Origin of the sequence: Aeromonas sp. 95A (assembly GCF_051919235.1) — a bacterium.
GTDB lineage: Bacteria > Pseudomonadota > Gammaproteobacteria > Enterobacterales > Aeromonadaceae > Aeromonas > Aeromonas veronii.
Window position 1 is genome coordinate 1,274,460 of record NZ_JBQBFC010000001.1, and the last position, 19,018, is coordinate 1,293,477.

A 19,018-nucleotide genomic window follows, 5' to 3' on the forward strand; every position below is an offset into this window, starting at 1 on the left:
GCCTCAGGCTGGCAGATCGATCCCCGCCTCCCGCATCTGGGCCAGTTTGTAGCGCAGGGTGCGCGGGCTGATGCCGAGTCGGTCGGCCACCGCCTTGCGGCTGCCGTTACAATCTTGCAGGGTGTCGAGGATGATCTGGTGCTCCTGCTGCTTGAGTTCGCTGCCGAGGCGATCGCCGCCATAGCTGCGCTCCACGCTGACAAACTCCATCTCCTGCTCGTCCAGCTCCTCCAGAATGAGGTGGTCACAATCAATGACCCCGTCGGGGCTGAGGATCAGGGCGCGCTGTACCACGTTGTCCAGCTCCCGCACATTGCCGGGCCAGGGATGGGCCAGCAGCCGATCCCGCGAGGCATCCGTCAACTGTGGTGTCGGTAACCCCTGCTGACAGGCATGAAGCGCCAGCAGATGCTCCGCCAGCGGCAGAATGTCGCCGGGCCGCTCGCACAGGGCAGACCAGCGCAGCGGAAAGACGTTGAGGCGATAGTAGAGATCTTCGCGGAACTGACCATCCTGCACCGCTTTTTTCAAATCCCGGTTGCTGGTGGCGATGACCCGCACATCCAGCGGGATCATCTTGCGACTGCCGAGCCGCTCCACCTCTTTCTCCTGCAACACCCGCAGCAACTTGGCTTGCAGCCCCTGATCCATCTCGGTGATCTCGTCGAGCAACAAAGTGCCCCCCTGCGCCTGCTCGAACTTGCCGGGGCACCCCTGCACCGCACCGGTGAAGGCGCCCTTCTCGTAGCCAAACAGGGTAGCCTCCAGCATGTTTTCCGGAATGGCGGCGCAGTTAATGGCGACGAAAGGCTGCTCGGCGCGGCTGGAGTTGTCATGAATGTAACGGGCCAGCACCTCTTTCCCCGTCCCGCTCGGGCCGGTCACCATCACGGTCGCTTCGCTTCTGGCCACCCGGGTCGCCAGCTGGAACAGCTCGGCAGTTTTGGGATCCCCGTAGACCACAGCGCGCTTCTCCACCTTCTGGGCGGGCACATAGCGGCTGACCTGATTAAGCAGCACCTCCGGCGAGAACGGCTTAGCCAGATAGTCGATGGCCCCTTCACGCATGGCGCGCACCGCGCCGTCGATATTGGCGTAGGCGGTCATCAGCAGCACAGGGATCTGCGGATATTGCTGGCGGATGGTGGCCAGCAAGGTGAGACCGTCCATCCCCCCCATCTGGATATCGGAGATCACCATGTCAAATGGCTGACGGGAGAGGGCCAGCAGAGCCCGCTCGCCGCTGTCCGCTTCACGGCACTCATAACCCCCCAGTAACAGGGTGTCCACCAGCGCTTCGCGCAGGCCATTGTCATCTTCAACTACCAGGATCCTGGCCTGTGTCATGCTACACCTCCAAGCTGCACCGGTTGCTGGTGCAGGGGGAACGACAGAGTAAAGCAGGTGCCTTCACCAGGAACCGAGGCCACACCGACCTCCCCCTGATGGGCACGCACTACAGATTGCACCACCGCCAGTCCGAGACCAGTGCCTTGGGAGCGAGTGGTAAAGAAGGGTTCGAATACCTGACCGAGCTGATGGGAAGGGATCCCCTTGCCATTATCGATGACCCGCATCTCCACCCGGGCACCGCTGCGCACCGCGCTGACCAAGAGTGACGTGGCCCCCGCCTGCTGGGCATTGGCAATCAGATTGTTGATGGCTCCCGCCAACGCGCTGCTGTTGGCCAGCAGACAGAGATCGGGCTCTGGCGCCTCCATGTGCAGCTCGCAGCCCTGTTGCTGGCAGAAGGCCTCGGCACCGGCCTGCACTTCGGCCAGCAACCCTTGTACCGAGATGGGGGTGACCACCTGATTGTCGCCATTTCGGGCAAACAGCAGGATGTCGTTGATCTGCTTCTCCAGATCCTGCAAACGGGCCATCAGCTTTTGCTGAAACTGAGAGCGGGATTCCGGTTTGAGGGTGCGGTTGGCCAGGTTTGCGGCATAAAGCATGGCGGCGGAGAGCGGCGTGCGGATCTGGTGGGCGAGCGAGGCCGCCATATTGCCCAGCGCCGACAGCCGCTTCATGTGGTTGATGCGGTCTTGCAGTTTACGGGTTTCGGTCAGGTCATTGATAAAGACCAGCTGGCCGCTCTGATCCGGCAGCGGTTGGGTCGAGAGCTGCACCCGGCGCCCGTCGCGCAAGGAGATCTCGTGACCATCATCCTCGCGCGGCTCGAAGCAGCGGGCAATGATGTGACGCCAGAGCTCCCCTTCCAGCGGCTCCCCCAGCAGGGAGATGGCCGCCGGATTCGCGCGGGTGACCACCCCTGCCCCGTCAAGCAGCAACACCCCGGTGGGGAGCGCCTTGAAGATGGCATAGAGCTGGCTCACTTCGTGGGACTGGAGTGGCATGTCCTGCTGCTGGATTGTCATAAACCTGACCTCAAACTGGCTATCAGGTCAGGTTATTCAATTTCCATGCCACTAAATTATATTAATAAAAACAATGGGCTGCGTGTTGGCGTCAAGGCTTTGACCATTAGACGTCCTTGCTCATCCCGTACTTTTTCATCTTCTCCACCAAAGTGGTACGGCGCATGCCGAGCAGATCGGCGGCACGGGCCACCACCCCGTCCTGAGACTCCAGCGCCTGACGGATCAGCTCCACTTCAAGGTCGGCCAGCATCTCTTTGAGGTTGACCCCCTCCTCCGGCAACTGCATGGTGCGAGCCGAGGCGAGGGAGTGATCCAGCTCGGGCGGATCCTGAAACACCGCCGCCAGCGCATCCCGTTCATCCATCTCGGTCAGCCGCTCATCCCGCGGCTCGCTCGGCAGCAGGCGATAACGGCTGGGCAGATCGGCCACATCGACGATCTGGTGCGGGTAGAGGATCAACAGCCGCTCCAGCAGGTTGGATAGCTCGCGCACGTTGCCGGGCCAGGGGTACTGCATCAGCGACTCCAGCGCACGCTGGGTCAGCCGGATAAAGCCATGGTGCTGCTCAGCATGGCGGTTGAGCAGCTCCTGCAGCAGCAGCGGAATGTCGTCGATACGATCCCGCAGCGGCGGCGTCTCAATGGGGAAGACGTTGAGGCGGTAGTAGAGATCTTCACGAAAACCCTGAGTACGGATCATCGCCTCCAGATCCCGGTGGGTCGCCGCTATGATGCGCACATCGGCCTGAATGGGCTTGCCGCCACCGACCCGGTCGAACAGCCGCTCCTGCAACACCCGCAGCAGTTTGACCTGCATCGGCATCGGCATATCGCCGATCTCGTCGAGGAACAGGGTGCCCCCCTGCGCCAGCTCGAAGCGACCGCGACGAGCCGCGATGGCGCCGGTAAACGCCCCCTTCTCGTGGCCAAACAGTTCGCTCTCCAGCAATTCGGCGGGAATAGCGCCGCAGTTGATGGGCACGAAGGGACCTTGACTTCGGGAAGAGAGTTCGTGGATAGCGCGAGCCACCACCTCTTTACCGGTACCAGACTCCCCGAGGATCAGCACGTTGGCATCGGTTTCGGCCACCTGGCTGATGAGACGGCGTACCTCCTGAATCCCCTTCCCTTTGCCCACCAGCAAACGCAGTAGGGCCTGCCCCTTGTCATGGGTCTGCTGACGGGGATGCAAGGATACAAAGGCCTGACAGAAGTGCAGATGACGGGTGAGGGATTCATAGGTAAAGGGCGAGAGCGCGACCCCGATAAAGTTGCTGTTGGGGAGATCGGCCTCAACCAGCGAGAGGAAGGGAGTACGGGGGAAGGCGGCCAGCAGCTCTGACAAGGGACGGTCGGTCAGCTCACCCACCAGCACCCCTTGCAGCGGACCGGAGGATTCGATGGCCACATCCAGATCGCTTTGTGCCACCTCCTGCCACGGGATCCCCATAAACGAGAGCACGGTTCCCAACTGTTGGCGCCGCTGCGCATCGGCATCAACAATCAACACGCCCATCTCCACCATATCCATTCCTCGCGATGTCCTGAACTAACTTATTGTTTTATTTGATGATAAAACAGCTATCGACTGTCTTTTTGCTGGCACACAAAGTGCCAAAATTCCGACACATTGTCAAAAATTGTCGTATTCAGGCTAAGTGTATCGACAGAAACGAGAGATTAGATAAATTTTGCCAAGGAATTTTCTGCATTGGCGCCGTTAACAAACGCCGCCAATAGCGGAAAGAAAACTGCCCTCGTCAGAGGGCAGCATGCAACACGGTGAAGCGCACTCAGTGGCGATTATGGTGGTGCGGCGCCGCGTAACGACACTCGGGAAAACGGCTGCAAGCCAGAAAGAGTCGACCAGCGTGGGGGCCTTTTTTCGCCTCCCGCTCCACCAGCGGCGCATCGCAACGGGGGCAGTGGTGTACTTCATGCTCCTCGTCATCCTCTACATCGGCGAACAAACCATCGACCAGCTCACCCTCACTCTGCGGCGTCTCCACCATCCCCTTGGCCTTAATGGCGGGCTCGTGGAGCGACGCAGGCGAGATGGCCTCGGCATGGGCAGTGCGGCCACGCATCCCGGCACCGACATCCACACCATCCAGCAACAGAGGGTTGAACGTCGGCTCGCGGCGCGCCCCGTGCGGCAGAGCGTCGATCAACGGTTCGCTGGTTTTGACCAGCAGCGGCAGGATCTGTTCGCGCAGCTCTTCCACCAGATAGCTGGCACTTGCCGGGATCTGCAGCAACGGCAGACCGGCGCTGTCACAGGCGGTTTTCAGAAAAAGGTCGCGCGCCTTGCGCTTCTGGTGACGGTGAGAGCTGTCATCGAGTTCAATGGCGCAGATAAAGGAGAGATCCGCAGGGTGGCAAAGCAGATAGTCGAAATGCTTGGCACTGATCTTGTTGAAGTGCTGCTGCCATTTGCTTTTACCGATCCCAGCCTGCGGCGTCAGCACATCGGCCACCCGCACCTTGGCAAAGACCCGGGCCTTGTCACCCACCGCCAGATCCAGTACCCCGAGGAAGGATCGCTCGGCGGGACTGAACAGGGTCTCCTGCACATCATAGGGCAGGCGCTTTTGCTGTCTGCCTCTGCTCCAGAAGATCGCCAGCACAAGCAGCGCCAGCAACAACAATCCCGAAAGGACAAGGGTATTCATGAGAGCACGATCCAGTTCACAACACGAAAGGGGGATCACTTTACCACAGCCGCCATGGGGCAAGGCAGCAGACCCGTGTATAGAAAGTGAAAAGTCCCGTCTTTTTATCTATTTGTCAGCAGGCGGGGGTTCATATGACCAGCCCCAGCAGGCACAATAGGGATAGAGCAAGAAATCCCATTTCAAGGAGAGCAGGATGCAAAAGCAATTGGTGGTCACCGTGATCGGTGCAGACAAACCCGGGATCGTCGAAAGTCTGGCAGCTGTCATCAGCCGCGAGCAGGGCAACTGGCTGGGCAGCGCCATGAGCGAACTGGCGGGCCAGTTTGCCGGTATCCTCCATGTCTCTGTCCCCGATGAGCACTATCGCAGCCTGTGCGAAGCACTGGCCCTGCTACCGGGTCTGACCATAAGCTTTGCCGAAGGGACACCGACCGCCGAGCCAGCCCATCAAGTCATGATGACGGTGACCGGCAACGACCGCCCCGGCATCGTCCATGAAGTAGCCAGCATCCTGCGCCAGCTCGAGATCAACGTGGCCGATCTCACCACCGGCTGTGAACCGGCTCCCCACTCCGGCGCGCCGCTCTTCTATGCCCATGCGCTGGTTGCCCTGCCCGACGGGCTCGCGATGGATACGCTTATCACCGCGCTGGAATCCCTCTCCGACGATCTGGTGGTCGACATCGACGAAGCGTTCAGCGAGCAGTAACAATACTGTCATTTATTTGTCATATATTAACGCCATAACTGCCGCGCAGACGCGACCTGAAACAGAGGTACAAGATGAGCACCGACAAGCAGTATGAAGAGAAAGAGCTGAGCTGGCTCTCATTCAATGAACGGGTGTTGCAAGAGGCAATGGACAAGACGGTGCCCCTCATCGAGCGGGTTCGTTTTCTGGGGATCTTCTCCTCCAACCAGGATGAGTTCTTCAAGGTACGGGTATCGGACGTCAAGCGTCGCATCCTCATCAATGAAGTACATGGTGGCGACGATGAAGCGAAAGTGCTGCTGCGCGCCATCCAGCAAAAAGTGATGGCGCTCGGTGAAGCGTTCGACAACACCTACAAGGAGCTGTTGATTGCGCTCGCTCGCCACAACATCTTCCTGGTCAACGAGAATCAGCTCTCCGATGCCATTCAGAAGTGGCTGCGGGTCTTCTTCAAGGAGAAGGTGCTGCGTCACATCATCCCGATCCTGCTCAACAAAGAGGTCAATCCGGTCAAATTCCTCAAGGATGAGTACACCTATCTGGCCATCGAGATGAAGAAGAACGGTCAGGTGATCCAGTACGCCCTGGTGGAAGTGCCGACCGACGACCTGCCCCGCTTCTTCCAGTTGCCGCCGGAAGGGACCCGCCGCAAGAAGCAGATCATCATTCTGGATAACGTCATCCGCTTCTGCCTCGACGAGATTTTCAAAGGCTTCTTCGACTACGACGAGATTGCCGCCTATGCGGTGAAGCTGACCCGGGATGCCGAATACGATCTCTCCGACCAGCTGGACTTGAGCCTGGTGGACAAGATGAGTGATGGCTTGAAGCAGCGCCTCACCGCCATGCCGGTGCGCTTCGTCTACGAGCGGGAGATGCCCGCCGCCATGATAAGTTTCCTCAAGCTCAAGCTGCAGATAAGCTCCTACGACGCCATCATGCCGGGCGGGCGCTATCACAACTTCAAGGATTTCATCGGCTTCCCCAACGTAGGCCGTGACTATCTGGAAAACCCCAAGCTGCCGGCCCTCGATTGCCGCGATTTTGACGGCTTCGTCAACGCCTTCGATGCGATTACCAAGCAGGATATCCTGCTCTACTACCCGTATCACAAGTTCCACCATTTCACCGAGCTGGTGCGCCAGGCGGCGTTCGATCCGGCGGTGAGCGCCATTCGCATCAATATCTACCGGGTCGCCAAGAAGTCGCGGATCATCCACTCCCTCATCGATGCCGCCAACAACGGTAAGAAGGTGACCGTGGTGGTCGAGCTGCGCGCCCGTTTCGACGAAGCGGCCAACATCGACTGGGCCAATATTCTCACCGATGCCGGGGTCAAGGTGGTGTTCGGGGTGCCGAGCCTCAAGATCCACTCCAAGCTCTGCCTCATCACCCGCCACGAAAATGGCGAGGCGGTGCGCTACGCCCATATCGGCACCGGCAACTTCAACGAGAAGACCGCCAAGATCTACACCGACTTCTCGCTGCTCACTCGCAATCCGGATATCACCGCCGAAGTGGAAGGGGTGTTTGAATACATCGAGTACCCCTATAAGCGATACAAATTCAACCACCTGCTGGTCTCCCCCATCAACAGCCGCCGTCAGCTCTATCGCCTCATCGACAACGAGCTCTCCAACGCCAAGGCGGGCCAGCCGAGCGGTATCATCCTCAAGATCAACAATCTGGTGGACAAGGATCTCATCAACCGCCTCTATGCCGCTGGTCAGGCCGGGGTGCCGATCCAGATGATCATCCGTGGCATGTGCGCCCTGCGTCCGGGTGTGCCAGGTCTCAGTGACAACATCAAGGTGATCAGCATCATCGACCGCTTCCTCGAGCACCCGCGGGTGATGGTGTTCCACAACAAGGGCAATCCCCAGCTCTATATCTCCAGCGCCGACTGGATGAGCCGCAATATCGACGGCCGGATCGAGGTGGGCACCCCCATTTATGACGAGCGCCTCAAGCAGCGCATCATGGACATTCTCGAACTACAACTGAGTGATACCTGCAAAGCGCGGGTCATTGATGCCGACCAGCAGAACGAATATGTGAAGCGGGGCAACCGCCGCAAGATCCGCTCTCAGGTGGCGATTTACGACTATCTCAAACGTATCGAGTCAAACAATGGACAATAGTCTCTATGCCGCCGTGGATCTCGGCTCCAACAGTTTTCATATGGTGATCGCCCATCTGAGCGAAGGGCGTTTTCGCATCGTCGATCGCATCAAGGAGCGGGTGCGGCTGGCGGAAGGGATGGATGAACAAAAGCGGATGAGCCCGGAGGCGATGGAACGCGGCCTCGCCTGTCTGTCGCTGTTTGCCGAGCGCCTCACCAACATCAAGCCGGACCAGATCCGCATCGCAGGTACCTATACCCTGCGCCGTGCCAGCAACGCCCGCGAATTTGTGAGTGAAGCTGCCAAGGTGCTCAACCACCCCATCGAGATCATCAGCGGGCAGGAGGAGGCACGTCTCATCTATCAGGGTGTTGCCCATACCCAGCATATCGAGGGTCAGGTACTGGTCATCGATATCGGCGGCGGCAGCACCGAACTCATCATCGGTGAAGGGTTTGAACACAAGGCCCTCACCAGTCGCAAGATGGGCTGCGTCAGCTTTACCCAGAGCTTCTTTGCCAGCGGCAAGCTGAGCGACAAGCACTTCACCAATGCCGTGCTGGAGGCGCAGCACCAGCTCGCCCCCATCGTCAACCAGTACCGCAAGCTGGGCTGGCAGAGCTGCCTTGGCAGCTCAGGCTCCATTCGTACGGTACGGGATGTACTGCAAGGGGAAGGGCTGACTGACGGCAGCATCACGCTGGAGGGGCTGGAGCGCCTCAAGGCGCTGATGATTGAGCGCAAGCGAGTCGATAACCTCAAGCTGACAGGGCTTACCGAGGAGCGTCAGGAGGTGTTTGCCGCTGCGGTCGCCATCCTGCTCGGGCTGTTTACCTCGCTGCCCATCGAGCGGCTTGACTACTCCGACGGAGCCCTGCGTGAAGGGTTGCTTTATGAATTCGAGGAGCGCTTGCAGCACCACGATATTCGCGAGCGTACCGCACAGGCGCTCGGTACCCACTACCGGATGGACCGCAAACAAGCAGCCCGGGTGGAGCAGAGCGTGCTGACGCTGTTTGATGCCTTGCAAGAGCCCTGGCAGATGGAGATAGAGCCCTATCGCGCCATCCTCGGCTGGGCGGCGCGGCTGCACGAAATTGGCCTTGCCATCAACTACAGCGGCATTCACCGCCACTCCGCCTATATCCTGCAACACACCGACCTGCCTGGCTTCAACCAGGACGATCAGGCCCTACTGGCGGCGCTGGTACGCTTTCAGCGCAAGGGGCTCAAGCTCTCCGAGCTGCCTCCCCTGCCCAACCACGACATGCAGACGGTGCTGCGCTGCATCCGTATCCTGCGCCTCGCAGTCGCCGCTCACCACAAGCGCCAGGACAACCTACTGCCCGAGTGGAAAGTCGCGGTACAAGGGGATCAGCTGGTCGTGACCCTGCCGATCGACTGGTGCGAGGAGAACCGTCTCCTGATGCAGAATCTGGAGAAGGAGCATCGTTATTGCCAGGAGCAGGGCTGGCCACTGTTGTTCCAGCTCGGCTAAACCGGAAAGATAAATGAAAAAGGCAGCCCACTGGCTGCCTTTTTCATCTCAATCTCCCGGTTACTGCAACTCGGGCAACAACCACTTGGCCATCTCGAAGTAGATGATAAGGCCGGTACCATCCACCAGTGTCGCGATGAATGGCGCAGAGACCACCGCCGGATCGATGCGGAAACGACGCAGCACCATGGGAATAATGGATGCGACCGTGGCACTCCAGAGCACGATGGCGATGATGGTAAAGGTCACCACCATGCCAATCTGGGGACCGACGCCGAGACTCCATGCCCGTACCCAGGCTGCCATGGCAATGGCACCCGAGATAAGCAGACCGGTGGAGAGCTCCTTTTTCAGCACGGTGCCGAGATTGCGCAGACTCACCTCCCCGACCGCCATGGCACGAACTATGGTGGTGGTGATCTGGGTGCCGCTGTTACCACCAGTACCGATCAGGAGCGGAATGAAGAAGGCCAGCGCAATGGCCGCTTCCAGTTGCTCCTCGAATGCCCGCAACACGGTGCCGGTGTAAGCTTCCGCCACAAACAGGATAAGTAGCCAGCCCACCCGTTTGCGCCACAGCTGCCAGGGCGTCGCCTGCAAGTAAGGGGTATCGAGCGGTGATGAGCCCCCCTGCATCTCGGCATCCTCGGTGGATTCGAGCTCCAGAATATCCGCCGCATCATCGACGTGGAAAATACCGACCAGTCGCCCCTGATCCTCGACCGGCAATACCGACAGGTCGCGGTCGATGAGCAGGCGCGCTGCCAACTCCTGATCCGCACGGGCGTTGATCCGCACCGTCTCCCGATCCATCAGGGTCGCGACACTGGCCAGCGGGTCGGCGATCAGCAAGGTCTTGAGGGAGAGGCTTCCTTGCAGACGACCATCCCCGTTGACCACATAAATATGGCGAAACAGCTGGGCATTATCCCAGGCATCGTGGATCAGCTGTTTGGCGTGACCGACCGTGTCCTCCTCCCGCACCGCCAGATATTCGTGGCGCATGTTGGCCCCCACCGACTCGGTGGGCCAATCCAGCAGGGAGTAATACATGGCCTGCGCCTGGGTCGGGAAGCGAGCCAGCAACATGGTGCGATCCTGACGACTCAGTTTGCGCAGGATGGCGACCATCTCGCGGCGGGGAATGGCCTCCTGCAACACGCTGACGATGCTGCCATGGAGCCGCAGCAACAGGCGCCCGGCACTCTCGGCCGAGAGTGAGCCGAGCAGTTTGGCACCTTGTGGAATTGGCAGGGTATCAAAGATGCAGTTGAGCTCTTCCGGACGCAGGGTCAGCAGTTGATCGGCGCGCTGAACCGGATCCAGATTATGTTCCAGCCAACCCTGCAGGGCGGCCAGATCGAGCAGTTGGTGACGGTTAAGAATGGTATGTGTTTTCTTCATCACAGATATCCTCATGTGATTTCAGGCGAGCCTGAATGCCTCCGGAAATAGCCGGAGGCAACGACAAGAAAACAGCAATTTGATTGACGAGTAATAGGCAGGAAATGACGCCGTTCGGCGTGTCATCATCCCCACGTACCAGCTTTAGCACTGTATAACGTATCCGGCATGCCGGAAGCCACTTGGGTTTACACCTTAATCCGATGAAAACTGTCCTGATCTTGGGCGTCTCTGGACGTCGTGAGATCAGTGGCCTGTGTTTATACAGGAGCCTCGCCTAACGAGATGCTGCAAATAATTCGCACAACCCTCTGTTGTGCGGGCGGCATGATTATCCAATCCCGCAGGGAGGTCAACCCCGCAGCGCCCATTAAATGGGCAACGGCAACAGCTTGTTACAATTGGCAGGAGATGACACTGAACCAATCTACAAAACCTAGATAAAAGAAAAGGCCCCAAAGGGGCCCTTCTCTAATTAGCGAATATAGTCAAATAGCGTCAGACGGCTTATTTTGCTGAAAGAGAGTTGCGAGGCACTCAATGCCGCATCCTCTTTTGACAGCGCGGAAATCACTTCATAGAGGTCCGCTTCCGACACCTTGGCTCTCGCCTCGGCGTTGAGGGTACTCAATCCCTCATTGGAGCCCATAGCCTGCTCCAGGCTGTTCATCCGGCCGCCCAACTCACCCAACCCATGATCAATATTCAGGCGGGCATTTTTCATATGAACGGTGGCATCGGCTATTTTCTGCTCGAAGGTCTCGGCAGAAATAGCCGGATCTCGCAGAGCCGTAATAAAGTCCGACATACCATTCAATATGTTGTCATTCTTCGGTGGATTAAGATCAAACTGCTGAGCCGCACCACCTGCAGGCAAATCAAGGGTCAACTCCAGACCATTAAAGGGGATCTTGGTGCCAGCAGTGTAGTTACCCGTTTGCAGGGTAGTACCACCGGCATCCTTGATATCATAGGTATCAGGCGGACCTATGGTGGTTGATACGGTATAGGTGTTGCTGGGCAGTGCCGAGTTATAATTGGACTTATAGAAATTATCAAAGTTACCCTGATCGCCTATCCCGACCTTGATATTTGCGGTGGTTGCACTGGCGGTTCTTCTGGTCGCCACGATTTCAAACAGATCCTGCCCGGAATCATTGGCAGCGATTTGTACTGTGGGTGAGACCTGAATATTTCGCTGACCTGGATCACCCTGATAAATATATTTTCCGTTGACGTCTTTGATATATGGCTGGGTCTTGCTCTGATTGCCACCAAATATAAATTCACCCGAGGAGTTTTTGCTATTCATCAGGTCGAACATCTGCTGCTGCAACCCTTCAAGCTCGCTGGCGATGGCCTTGCGATCATCCATGCTGATAGCGCCATTATTTGACTTCTGGATCAGGGTCTGGGCACTGAGCATCGCCGTATTAAGAGAATCCAATACTGTCTCTTCATGCCCCAGGCTGTTTTCCAGCAAGCTGCCATTGACACTGTACTGCTTGAACAGGTCAATCTCCTTGGTCAGAGCCATCTTCTGACTCATCCCTGCGGGATCTTCTCCAGCTGTCTGAAATTTATTGCCGGTTTGCAGTTGTTGGTAGGCAGTATTCAACCTCTCGTTGGCACTGTTGAGGGAATAGATATTCCGGTCGTAGATCATGTTGGTGGTGATGCGCATGACGTTACCTCACGGAAGAGAGCAGTGTATCGAAAATGGTTTTGGCCGTGCTGACGATTTGCGCCGATGCCGCATAGGATTGCTGGAAGCGGATCAGATTGGCCGCCTCCTCCTCCAGATTGACCCCAGACACGCTTTCAAAGATGCCGGTGCTCTGGATAAGCTTGGACTCATTGGCCTTGAGCAGCGTTTTTGCCTGACTGGTATTGTTACCCACTTCCATCACCAACCCGGAATAGGCCTGATTGAAGGTCATCTTGTCGTTGGTCGTCCCACCATTGGTGCTCTTGCGCACCAGATCCTTGTTTTGCAGCTCGGCCAGAACCAGGCCATTGCTGTTATCGGCAAAGCCATTGCTGTTGTAACTGAGCTTGAAGCTGTCACCGGCATCCACCGTTCCAGTGATGCTGAACTCGTAGCCGGGCGCCTGTTTCGGGTTTGGATAAGCTGGTCCACCAGTGGGGGGTGGCAGTTGCAAAGCAGCCATCAAATTCTGCCCCTTGCTGCTCGCAGGGGCCGTACCTATCAGAGTAGTACCATCGGCTTGAAAAACCTGATAGTTACCACTAGCATCGATTTTGACCACCTGAGGCGCTGTCGGGCTCAGACTATTGGTACCAAAACCTGACCCCGCACCTGTATTGAATACGCCACCCAGTTTGATATCAGCCCCGCCGCCATTATTGGTGGTCTTTTCCGCTTTAAGCGGAGAGGCCAGGGCCAAATCTTCCGGTCGGGTGATCAACTGACCCAGACCAGCGGCCGCACTTTTGGTCGGTTGCAGCAACAGTCTGTCACCCGCAGCTGGCGTGCCGGTGAGATCGATCGAGATCCCGTGCCCGGTCAGCTCAAAGGTTGTTGGTGGGGTAGCCCCCGCAGTGATCAAGGTACGATTGCCAGACTTGTCCAGCGAAAACACCTCATAACCGGTGGCACTGCTAAATTGCACTTCGTAATCAAACGGGGTCACTGATGTACCCTTGCCCGGCACGAAGCTGACATTCGCCCCGACCGTCCCCGTGTTATTGCCGTAGGGTAAGCCCTTGCTGGTAGGCAGGGTGAAGATATCGCCGCCAATCTCGTTATCCAGATCCATCCCGAGGCGGTTCTGCTGGTTCATCGCATCGGCCATCGCCACGGCCAGCTGCCCCAGTTCTCGCTTGGTAGGCTCAAGGTCGGTACGCGCCTTGAACAGCCCCCCCATGGCGCCACCAAACGTATCGTGGTCGATGGTAGCCTGATTATCCCCCAGAGTCAGTTGCAGCTCCTGATCCCGGGAGTCAGGATCTCCTGCAATCACCTTGAACTGGGCGACGCCCCCATCGAGGATCAGCGAATGGCCGGTGCTCATATTGACCAGCATGCTGCCGTTGGGTTGGGCTACGGTGCGAATATCCATCTTCTCCGACAGCTGGCGGATCGCCTCATCCCGCTGATCAAACAGCATCAGGTTCTCTTCGGGTGACCCCTGGGTGCGGATGATGGCCTGATTAAGATCATTGATGCTGGTGAGCAGGCTGTTGACCTGCTTGGTTTCATCTTCAATGCGGGTGTTGAGGGTATCGCTCTGCTTGTCGAGCTGCGCCGAGAGGGTATGAAAACGGTTGACCATGCCACTCAAATCCGTCATCACCACCTTGCGCCCACCGATCTCGGCAGGCGATTCATTGGCAGAGTGAAATGACTTGAAGTAGGAGGTGATGGCTGCCCCCACGCTGTTGCTGGTATCCCCAAGCAAGCTGTCAACGCCAGCCAGCTGTTCATAATGGGTCAGGGAGGCATGATAAGCAGAGGTATCACGGCGCACCTCCCCCTGCATATAGTCGTTGATTACCCGCTGGGTCTTGATGTCACCGGTCCCCAGACCGATGGTATTGGTATACACCAGCGTACGCTCACGCACATAGCCCTGGCTATTGACGTTCACTATGTTGTTACTGGTGGTCTGCAGCAGGCGTTGCTGTGCCAGCACGCCCGATGAACCAATCCCAAGCAGGTCGCTTGCCATACGTTACAGCTCCATCTCGTTGTATTGGGCAATGGCATCACTGCGCAATACCTGTTTCAATTTTCTGGCGTAGTGCGGGTCGGTGGCATAACCCGCCTGTTGCAGCGCCTCAAAGTAGCGATCGGGACTATCCACCTTCGCCAAGGCTCCCTTGTAGCGAGAGCCGGAAGTGAGGAAGTCCACGTAGTCGTTGAAGCTCTCTTCAAACGACTCATAGGAGCGAAATGCCGCTTTCTGGCGGGAGGCGACGCCTTGCTCATACTCGAGCGTGCTGACCACCGCCTTTGGCCCTTCCCAGCGCGGATCGGCCTTGATGCCAAACAGGTTATGGGTCACCTGCCCCTCGCCATCCTTGATCACCCGCTTGCCCCAACCGCTCTCCAGTGCTGCCTGGGCGACCAGTACCGCCGGGCTTAACCCCAGCTTGTCGGCCGCTTTCTTGGCCAGCGGCATCAGGCGATTAACGAACTCTTCCGGCGTATCGAACTCCTTGCTCCCACTATCGGTGGCACTGCCCTCTTCGCTGGTCATGCGTCCCATGGGCGGAATGCTGCGGTGCGGTCGACGGGGCATAGTGAGTGCGTGGCTCTCCTTGACCCCCTCGGTCATCTCTCTTTCAGCAAAATCTTTGCCAACTTTTGATGCCGCGATCAAATCATCGGCAGCGGCCGTGGGTGGCTGATAGGGTTTGTAGGTCCGTTCGGTGCGCTGCGGCATCTTGAGCACCCGTCCATCCTGATGGGTAAAGGTCTCGGGAGAGAGCTGCTTGGCCACCATGTCAGCCAATCCCAGCCCCCCCTTGCTGGACATGTCGGCAACCCGCTGCTCATCAAGCATCCCTTCATAGAACTGGGTATAGCTGCTGTTCATCGGGTTGTCCTGAGTCAACACCCCGTTGGCCTGACGCATGCTCTGAAACAGCATCTGGGTAAAGATTGACTCGAACTGGCGTGACGCACTCTTGAGCGCTTCGGCCTGTCCCTCTTTGCTTTGGCTCATCTGGCGCAGACGATCCAGGTTCTTGATGTCCTGTACCATCCCGAGATTCATGCCGCTGTTGCTGTCAAACTCCGCCATTTTGCTTACCTCATTGCCACCCGTGGCAACCACTTGCCGCTTGTTACAATATGACCAGTTGCCCTTCGATGGCGCCTGCCTGCTGCAGCGCCTCAAGGATGGCCATCAAATCACCGGGGGCGACCCCGACCTGATTGACCGCCCGGACCAGATCGTCCAGGGTCGCACCGGTATCAAACTTGAACATCCGCCCCGGCTCCTGCTGGACATTGATGGTCGAGTTGTTGGTCACCGTCGTCTCTCCTCCCGCCAGCGGGTTGGGCTGGGAGACCTGCTGGTTTTCGGCGATGGTCACCGTCAACCCGCCATGGCTGATGGCCGCCGGTTTGAGCTTGACCTGACTGCCTATCACTATGGTGCCAGTGCGGGAGTTGACGATGATCTTGGCCGCCTCATTGGCCGGATCCACCTCTAGGTTCTCGATGGTGGCGAGATAGGAGACGCGCTGACCCGGATCCCGCGGGGCATAGACCTTGATCGAAGTAGCATCGAGCGCCTGAGCGGTATTGGGCCCCACCAGATCGTTGACCACATCGGCCAGACGGCGCGCCGTAGTAAAGTCGGGTCGGTTAAGGTTGAAGGTGATAGTGTCACCCTGACTGAAGGAGTTGGGCACCTCCCGCTCCACGGTCGCACCGTTGGCAATCCGCCCGACGGTCGGGGTATTGATCACTACCTTGGAACCATCAGCCCCCTCGGCCCCCAGACCACCGACCACCAGACTGCCCTGCGCGACCGCATAGACCCGCCCATCGAGCCCTTTCAGGAAGCTTTGCAACAGGGTGCCGCCCCGCAGGCTCTTGGCCTCGCCGATGGCCGACACCGTCACATCGATGGTCTGGCCCGGCTTGGAGAAGGGGGGCAGGTCGGCATGGATCGCCACCGGCGCCACATCCTTGATCTTGGGCTTGATGTTATCCGGCACCTTGATACCAAAGTTGTTGAGCATGGTACGGAAGGTCTGCTCGGTGAAGGCGTTGTTCTTCTCGCCAGTGCCGGGCAACCCCACCACCAGACCGTAACCAATCAGCTGGTTGTTACGCACCCCTTCAACCGAGCTGATGTCCTTGATCCGGGCCGCATTGGCCACACCCAAGGGCAGCAGACAGCAAAGCAGAGTGACAAGACGGAGTGACTTCATAACATCTCCTAGAGCGGCCACCAGGGACCATTGAAAAAGCTGGTAAGCCACCCTTGCTCCTGGCTATTGGCCAGATCGCCGGTACCACCGTAGTAAATGCGGGCATTGGCCACTTTCTGGGACGAAACGCTGTTATCAGACGTCACATCCTCCGGGCGAATAAGGCCGGTGATCCGGATATATTCATTGCCATTATTAAGCATGATCCACTTCTCGCCGCGCACCAGCAGATTGCCGTTGGGCAGCACCTTGGCCACGCTGACCGAAATATTGCCCTGCAGGCTGTTGCTCTGATCCGCCTTGGCCTGCCCCTTGAACGCGCTGTCTTGAGCAATGGAGGCTGAGAGATCATAGGGGCTGGCGGTCACGGGCACGCCACCCAACTTGACCGGGTCCAGATTGAACTTGTTATTCTTGCCACTCTGGGTATTGGCCTTTTTCGAGGCGGAGGTCGACTCCGACAACTCGATGGTAATGATGTCGCCTACCTTGTGTGCCTTGATATCCGAATAGATGCCATTGACCTGATCCGGCTGGAAAATCGCCCCTGTCGGTCGCACCGACACCGGCTCCGACTCCCCGTAGACGGGGGAAAACTCGGGATCATCAGGCTTGGGTGTATTGGGAGTGCTGCTACACCCTCCCAGCACCAACAATCCCAGCATCCATACGGCTTTCATCATGCACCTCCTAATTAGGTACGCTGGATCAGGAAGGACATCATGCCGTCCACGGCGGAAAGCACCTTGGAGTTCATCTCGTAGACCCGCTGAGCCTGAATGAGGTTCACCAGCTCTTCGGTCACGTTGACGTTGGAAGTCTCCAGCATCCCCTGCTTGATCACCCCCAAGCCATCGGCACCGGCAGTCCCCTGCGCAGCAGCACCACTGGATTGGGTCTCGACAAACATGTTCTCCCCCATCGGCTGCAAGCCGCTGGCGTTGACGAAGTCGGAGATGTTGATCTGACCGACGACCTGAGAAGCGCCATCGCCCTTGAGCTGCACCGAGACCTGACCATCTTCACCCACCGTAACGCTCTGGGCGTTTTCCGGGATCTGGATTTCCGGTTGCAGCGGGTAGCCATTACCCGGGGTCACTATGGTCCCTTCATCGTTGAGGGTGAACTGACCGTTGCGGGTATAGGCCGCACTACCATCCGGCAGCTGAATTTCAAAGTAACCACGACCACTGATCATCAGGTCCAGCGAGTTGTCGGTGGTTTGCACGTTGCCCTGGCTGTGGTTTTTCTGGGTCGCCACCACCTTGGCACCCGCCCCCAGCATCAGGCCGGAGGGGAGCTCGGTATCGGCAGAGGAGCGGCCACCGGGCTGGTTGATGTTTTGATACAGCAGATCTTCAAAGATGGCCCGTGACTTTTTGAAGCCCACGGTGCTGGCGTTCGCCAGGTTGTTCGAAGTGACCGAAATATTGGTCTGCTGTGCATCCAACCCGGTCTTGCTGATCCAGAGTGCGGGATTCATAGGTAACTCCTTGATTAGCTGATTCGCAGCAGTTGGGTTTGAGCTTCATCATTCTCTTCGGCCGTCTTCATGATTTTGACCTGGGTTTCGAACTGGCGTTGCAGCCGGATCAGGTTGGTCATCTCATCCACCACATTGACGTTGCTCCCCTCAAGGGAGCCGGCAATCAGGCCGACATTGGCAGAGGCGGGTTCATTCTGGCCATCTTTGCGGCGAAACAGACCATCTTGCCCCTTCTCCACCGCATCGGCGGCCGGGTTGACCAGCTTGATCCGCTGAAAATCTTCCGGCAAGTTGGCGGCTGCCCCTTCCGGTCGACCGCTGATGGTGCCATCCCGATTAATCTCGAGTTTCTCCATCGGCATCGGCAACACGATTGGCTGACCACCGTCATCCACTACATTCAGGCCGGTCGAGGTCTGCAAGTTGCCGGTCGCATTGACCTGCAAATTCCCCATGCGGGTATAGGCCTCGCCGCCCTTTGGATCCTGCACGGCAATCCAGCCCGGCCCATCCACCGCCACGTCCAGATCCCGTCCGGTGGTCATCAGCATGCCATGCTGCAGGTTCTGACCCGGGCGCTCAGCCATGGCAAACACCCGGCTTGGCAAGCCCTCTCCGAATGCCTGCATGCTTCTGGCCTGCTCAAAATCGGACTTGAAGCCGGTTGTATTGGCATTGGCGAGGTTGTTGCCGCGAACAGCCAAGCTGTTCATGGTCTCTTTGGCCCCGGACATGGCGATATAAAGCAGGTGATCCATGGAATTCTCCGTCAAACAGATGACTCTGACAGGAGAAATGCAATTAAAGTGCCAACAGCAGAAATATGGGG

15 protein-coding genes and 1 riboswitch are annotated in these 19,018 nt (G+C 58.0%); of the genes, 3 read left to right on the forward strand and 12 right to left on the reverse strand.

What is annotated here, in order from left to right:
- Positions 1-3 precede the first annotated feature (3 nt).
- From ACTG2U_RS05530 to ACTG2U_RS05545, 4 genes are all read right to left on the reverse strand, one after another.
- A complete protein-coding gene (locus ACTG2U_RS05530) occupies positions 4-1,347 on the reverse strand; it encodes a sigma-54-dependent transcriptional regulator (protein ID WP_136501270.1) in 1,344 nt (447 codons plus the stop codon).
- Positions 1,344-2,378 (reverse strand): sensor histidine kinase, encoded by a 1,035-nt coding sequence (locus ACTG2U_RS05535; RefSeq protein WP_429067439.1) that lies wholly within the window; start codon positions 2,376-2,378, stop codon positions 1,344-1,346. The genes ACTG2U_RS05530 and ACTG2U_RS05535 overlap by 4 nt, the downstream gene beginning before the upstream one ends.
- Positions 2,379-2,484: 106 nt before the next feature.
- The gene (locus ACTG2U_RS05540; RefSeq protein ID WP_167558042.1) at positions 2,485-3,906 is read right to left on the reverse strand and encodes a sigma-54 dependent transcriptional regulator; all 1,422 of its coding nucleotides are present in this window, start codon (positions 3,904-3,906) and stop codon (positions 2,485-2,487) included.
- 268 nt (positions 3,907-4,174) lie between these two features.
- Entirely contained in the window at positions 4,175-5,053 is an 879-nt protein-coding gene (locus ACTG2U_RS05545; protein WP_439974170.1) for a DUF2726 domain-containing protein, read from the reverse strand.
- 196 nt (positions 5,054-5,249) lie between these two features.
- On the opposite strand from ACTG2U_RS05545, the gene ACTG2U_RS05550 reads away from it, so the two are divergent.
- From ACTG2U_RS05550 to ppx, 3 genes are all read left to right on the forward strand, one after another.
- Complete coding sequence (locus ACTG2U_RS05550) at positions 5,250-5,765, forward strand: glycine cleavage system protein R (protein ID WP_047437655.1); 516 nt, start codon at positions 5,250-5,252, stop codon at positions 5,763-5,765.
- 74 nt (positions 5,766-5,839) lie between these two features.
- A complete protein-coding gene (gene ppk1, locus ACTG2U_RS05555) occupies positions 5,840-7,909 on the forward strand; it encodes a polyphosphate kinase 1 (RefSeq protein WP_005350671.1) in 2,070 nt (689 codons plus the stop codon).
- The gene (gene ppx, locus ACTG2U_RS05560) at positions 7,899-9,389 is read left to right on the forward strand and encodes an exopolyphosphatase (protein WP_042052939.1); all 1,491 of its coding nucleotides are present in this window, start codon (positions 7,899-7,901) and stop codon (positions 9,387-9,389) included. The genes ppk1 and ppx overlap by 11 nt, the downstream gene beginning before the upstream one ends.
- A 60-nt stretch (positions 9,390-9,449) precedes the next feature.
- Here the strand turns inward: ppx and mgtE are convergent, their stop codons facing one another.
- From mgtE to flgF, 8 genes are all read right to left on the reverse strand, one after another.
- Positions 9,450-10,793 (reverse strand): magnesium transporter, encoded by a 1,344-nt coding sequence (gene mgtE / locus ACTG2U_RS05565; protein ID WP_421282407.1) that lies wholly within the window; start codon positions 10,791-10,793, stop codon positions 9,450-9,452.
- A 122-nt stretch (positions 10,794-10,915) separates the two neighbouring features.
- Positions 10,916-11,085: riboswitch (M-box (ykoK) riboswitch) on the reverse strand.
- Between the two features lie 183 nt (positions 11,086-11,268).
- Positions 11,269-12,477, reverse strand: a complete 1,209-nt coding sequence (gene flgL / locus ACTG2U_RS05570; RefSeq protein WP_439974171.1) for a flagellar hook-associated protein FlgL — start codon at positions 12,475-12,477, stop codon at positions 11,269-11,271.
- Between the two features lie 4 nt (positions 12,478-12,481).
- A complete protein-coding gene (locus tag ACTG2U_RS05575) occupies positions 12,482-14,485 on the reverse strand; it encodes a FlgK family flagellar hook-associated protein (RefSeq protein WP_439974172.1) in 2,004 nt (667 codons plus the stop codon).
- Positions 14,486-14,488: 3 nt separating this feature from the next.
- Positions 14,489-15,562 (reverse strand): flagellar assembly peptidoglycan hydrolase FlgJ, encoded by a 1,074-nt coding sequence (gene flgJ, locus ACTG2U_RS05580; protein WP_257697005.1) that lies wholly within the window; start codon positions 15,560-15,562, stop codon positions 14,489-14,491.
- A gap of 43 nt (positions 15,563-15,605) precedes the next feature.
- Positions 15,606-16,703 carry a flagellar basal body P-ring protein FlgI gene (locus tag ACTG2U_RS05585; RefSeq protein ID WP_338454408.1) on the reverse strand — a complete coding sequence of 366 codons (1,098 nt, stop codon included), beginning with the start codon at positions 16,701-16,703 and terminating at the stop codon, positions 15,606-15,608.
- A gap of 8 nt (positions 16,704-16,711) precedes the next feature.
- Complete coding sequence (gene flgH, locus ACTG2U_RS05590) at positions 16,712-17,383, reverse strand: flagellar basal body L-ring protein FlgH (RefSeq protein ID WP_157162361.1); 672 nt, start codon at positions 17,381-17,383, stop codon at positions 16,712-16,714.
- Positions 17,384-17,397: 14 nt separating this feature from the next.
- On the reverse strand, positions 17,398-18,186 hold the full coding sequence (flgG, locus tag ACTG2U_RS05595) for a flagellar basal-body rod protein FlgG (protein WP_005334158.1): 789 nt from the start codon (positions 18,184-18,186) through the stop codon (positions 17,398-17,400).
- Positions 18,187-18,200: 14 nt separating this feature from the next.
- Positions 18,201-18,947 (reverse strand): flagellar basal-body rod protein FlgF, encoded by a 747-nt coding sequence (flgF, locus tag ACTG2U_RS05600; RefSeq protein WP_005334159.1) that lies wholly within the window; start codon positions 18,945-18,947, stop codon positions 18,201-18,203.
- Between the last annotated feature and the right edge of the window lie 71 nt (positions 18,948-19,018).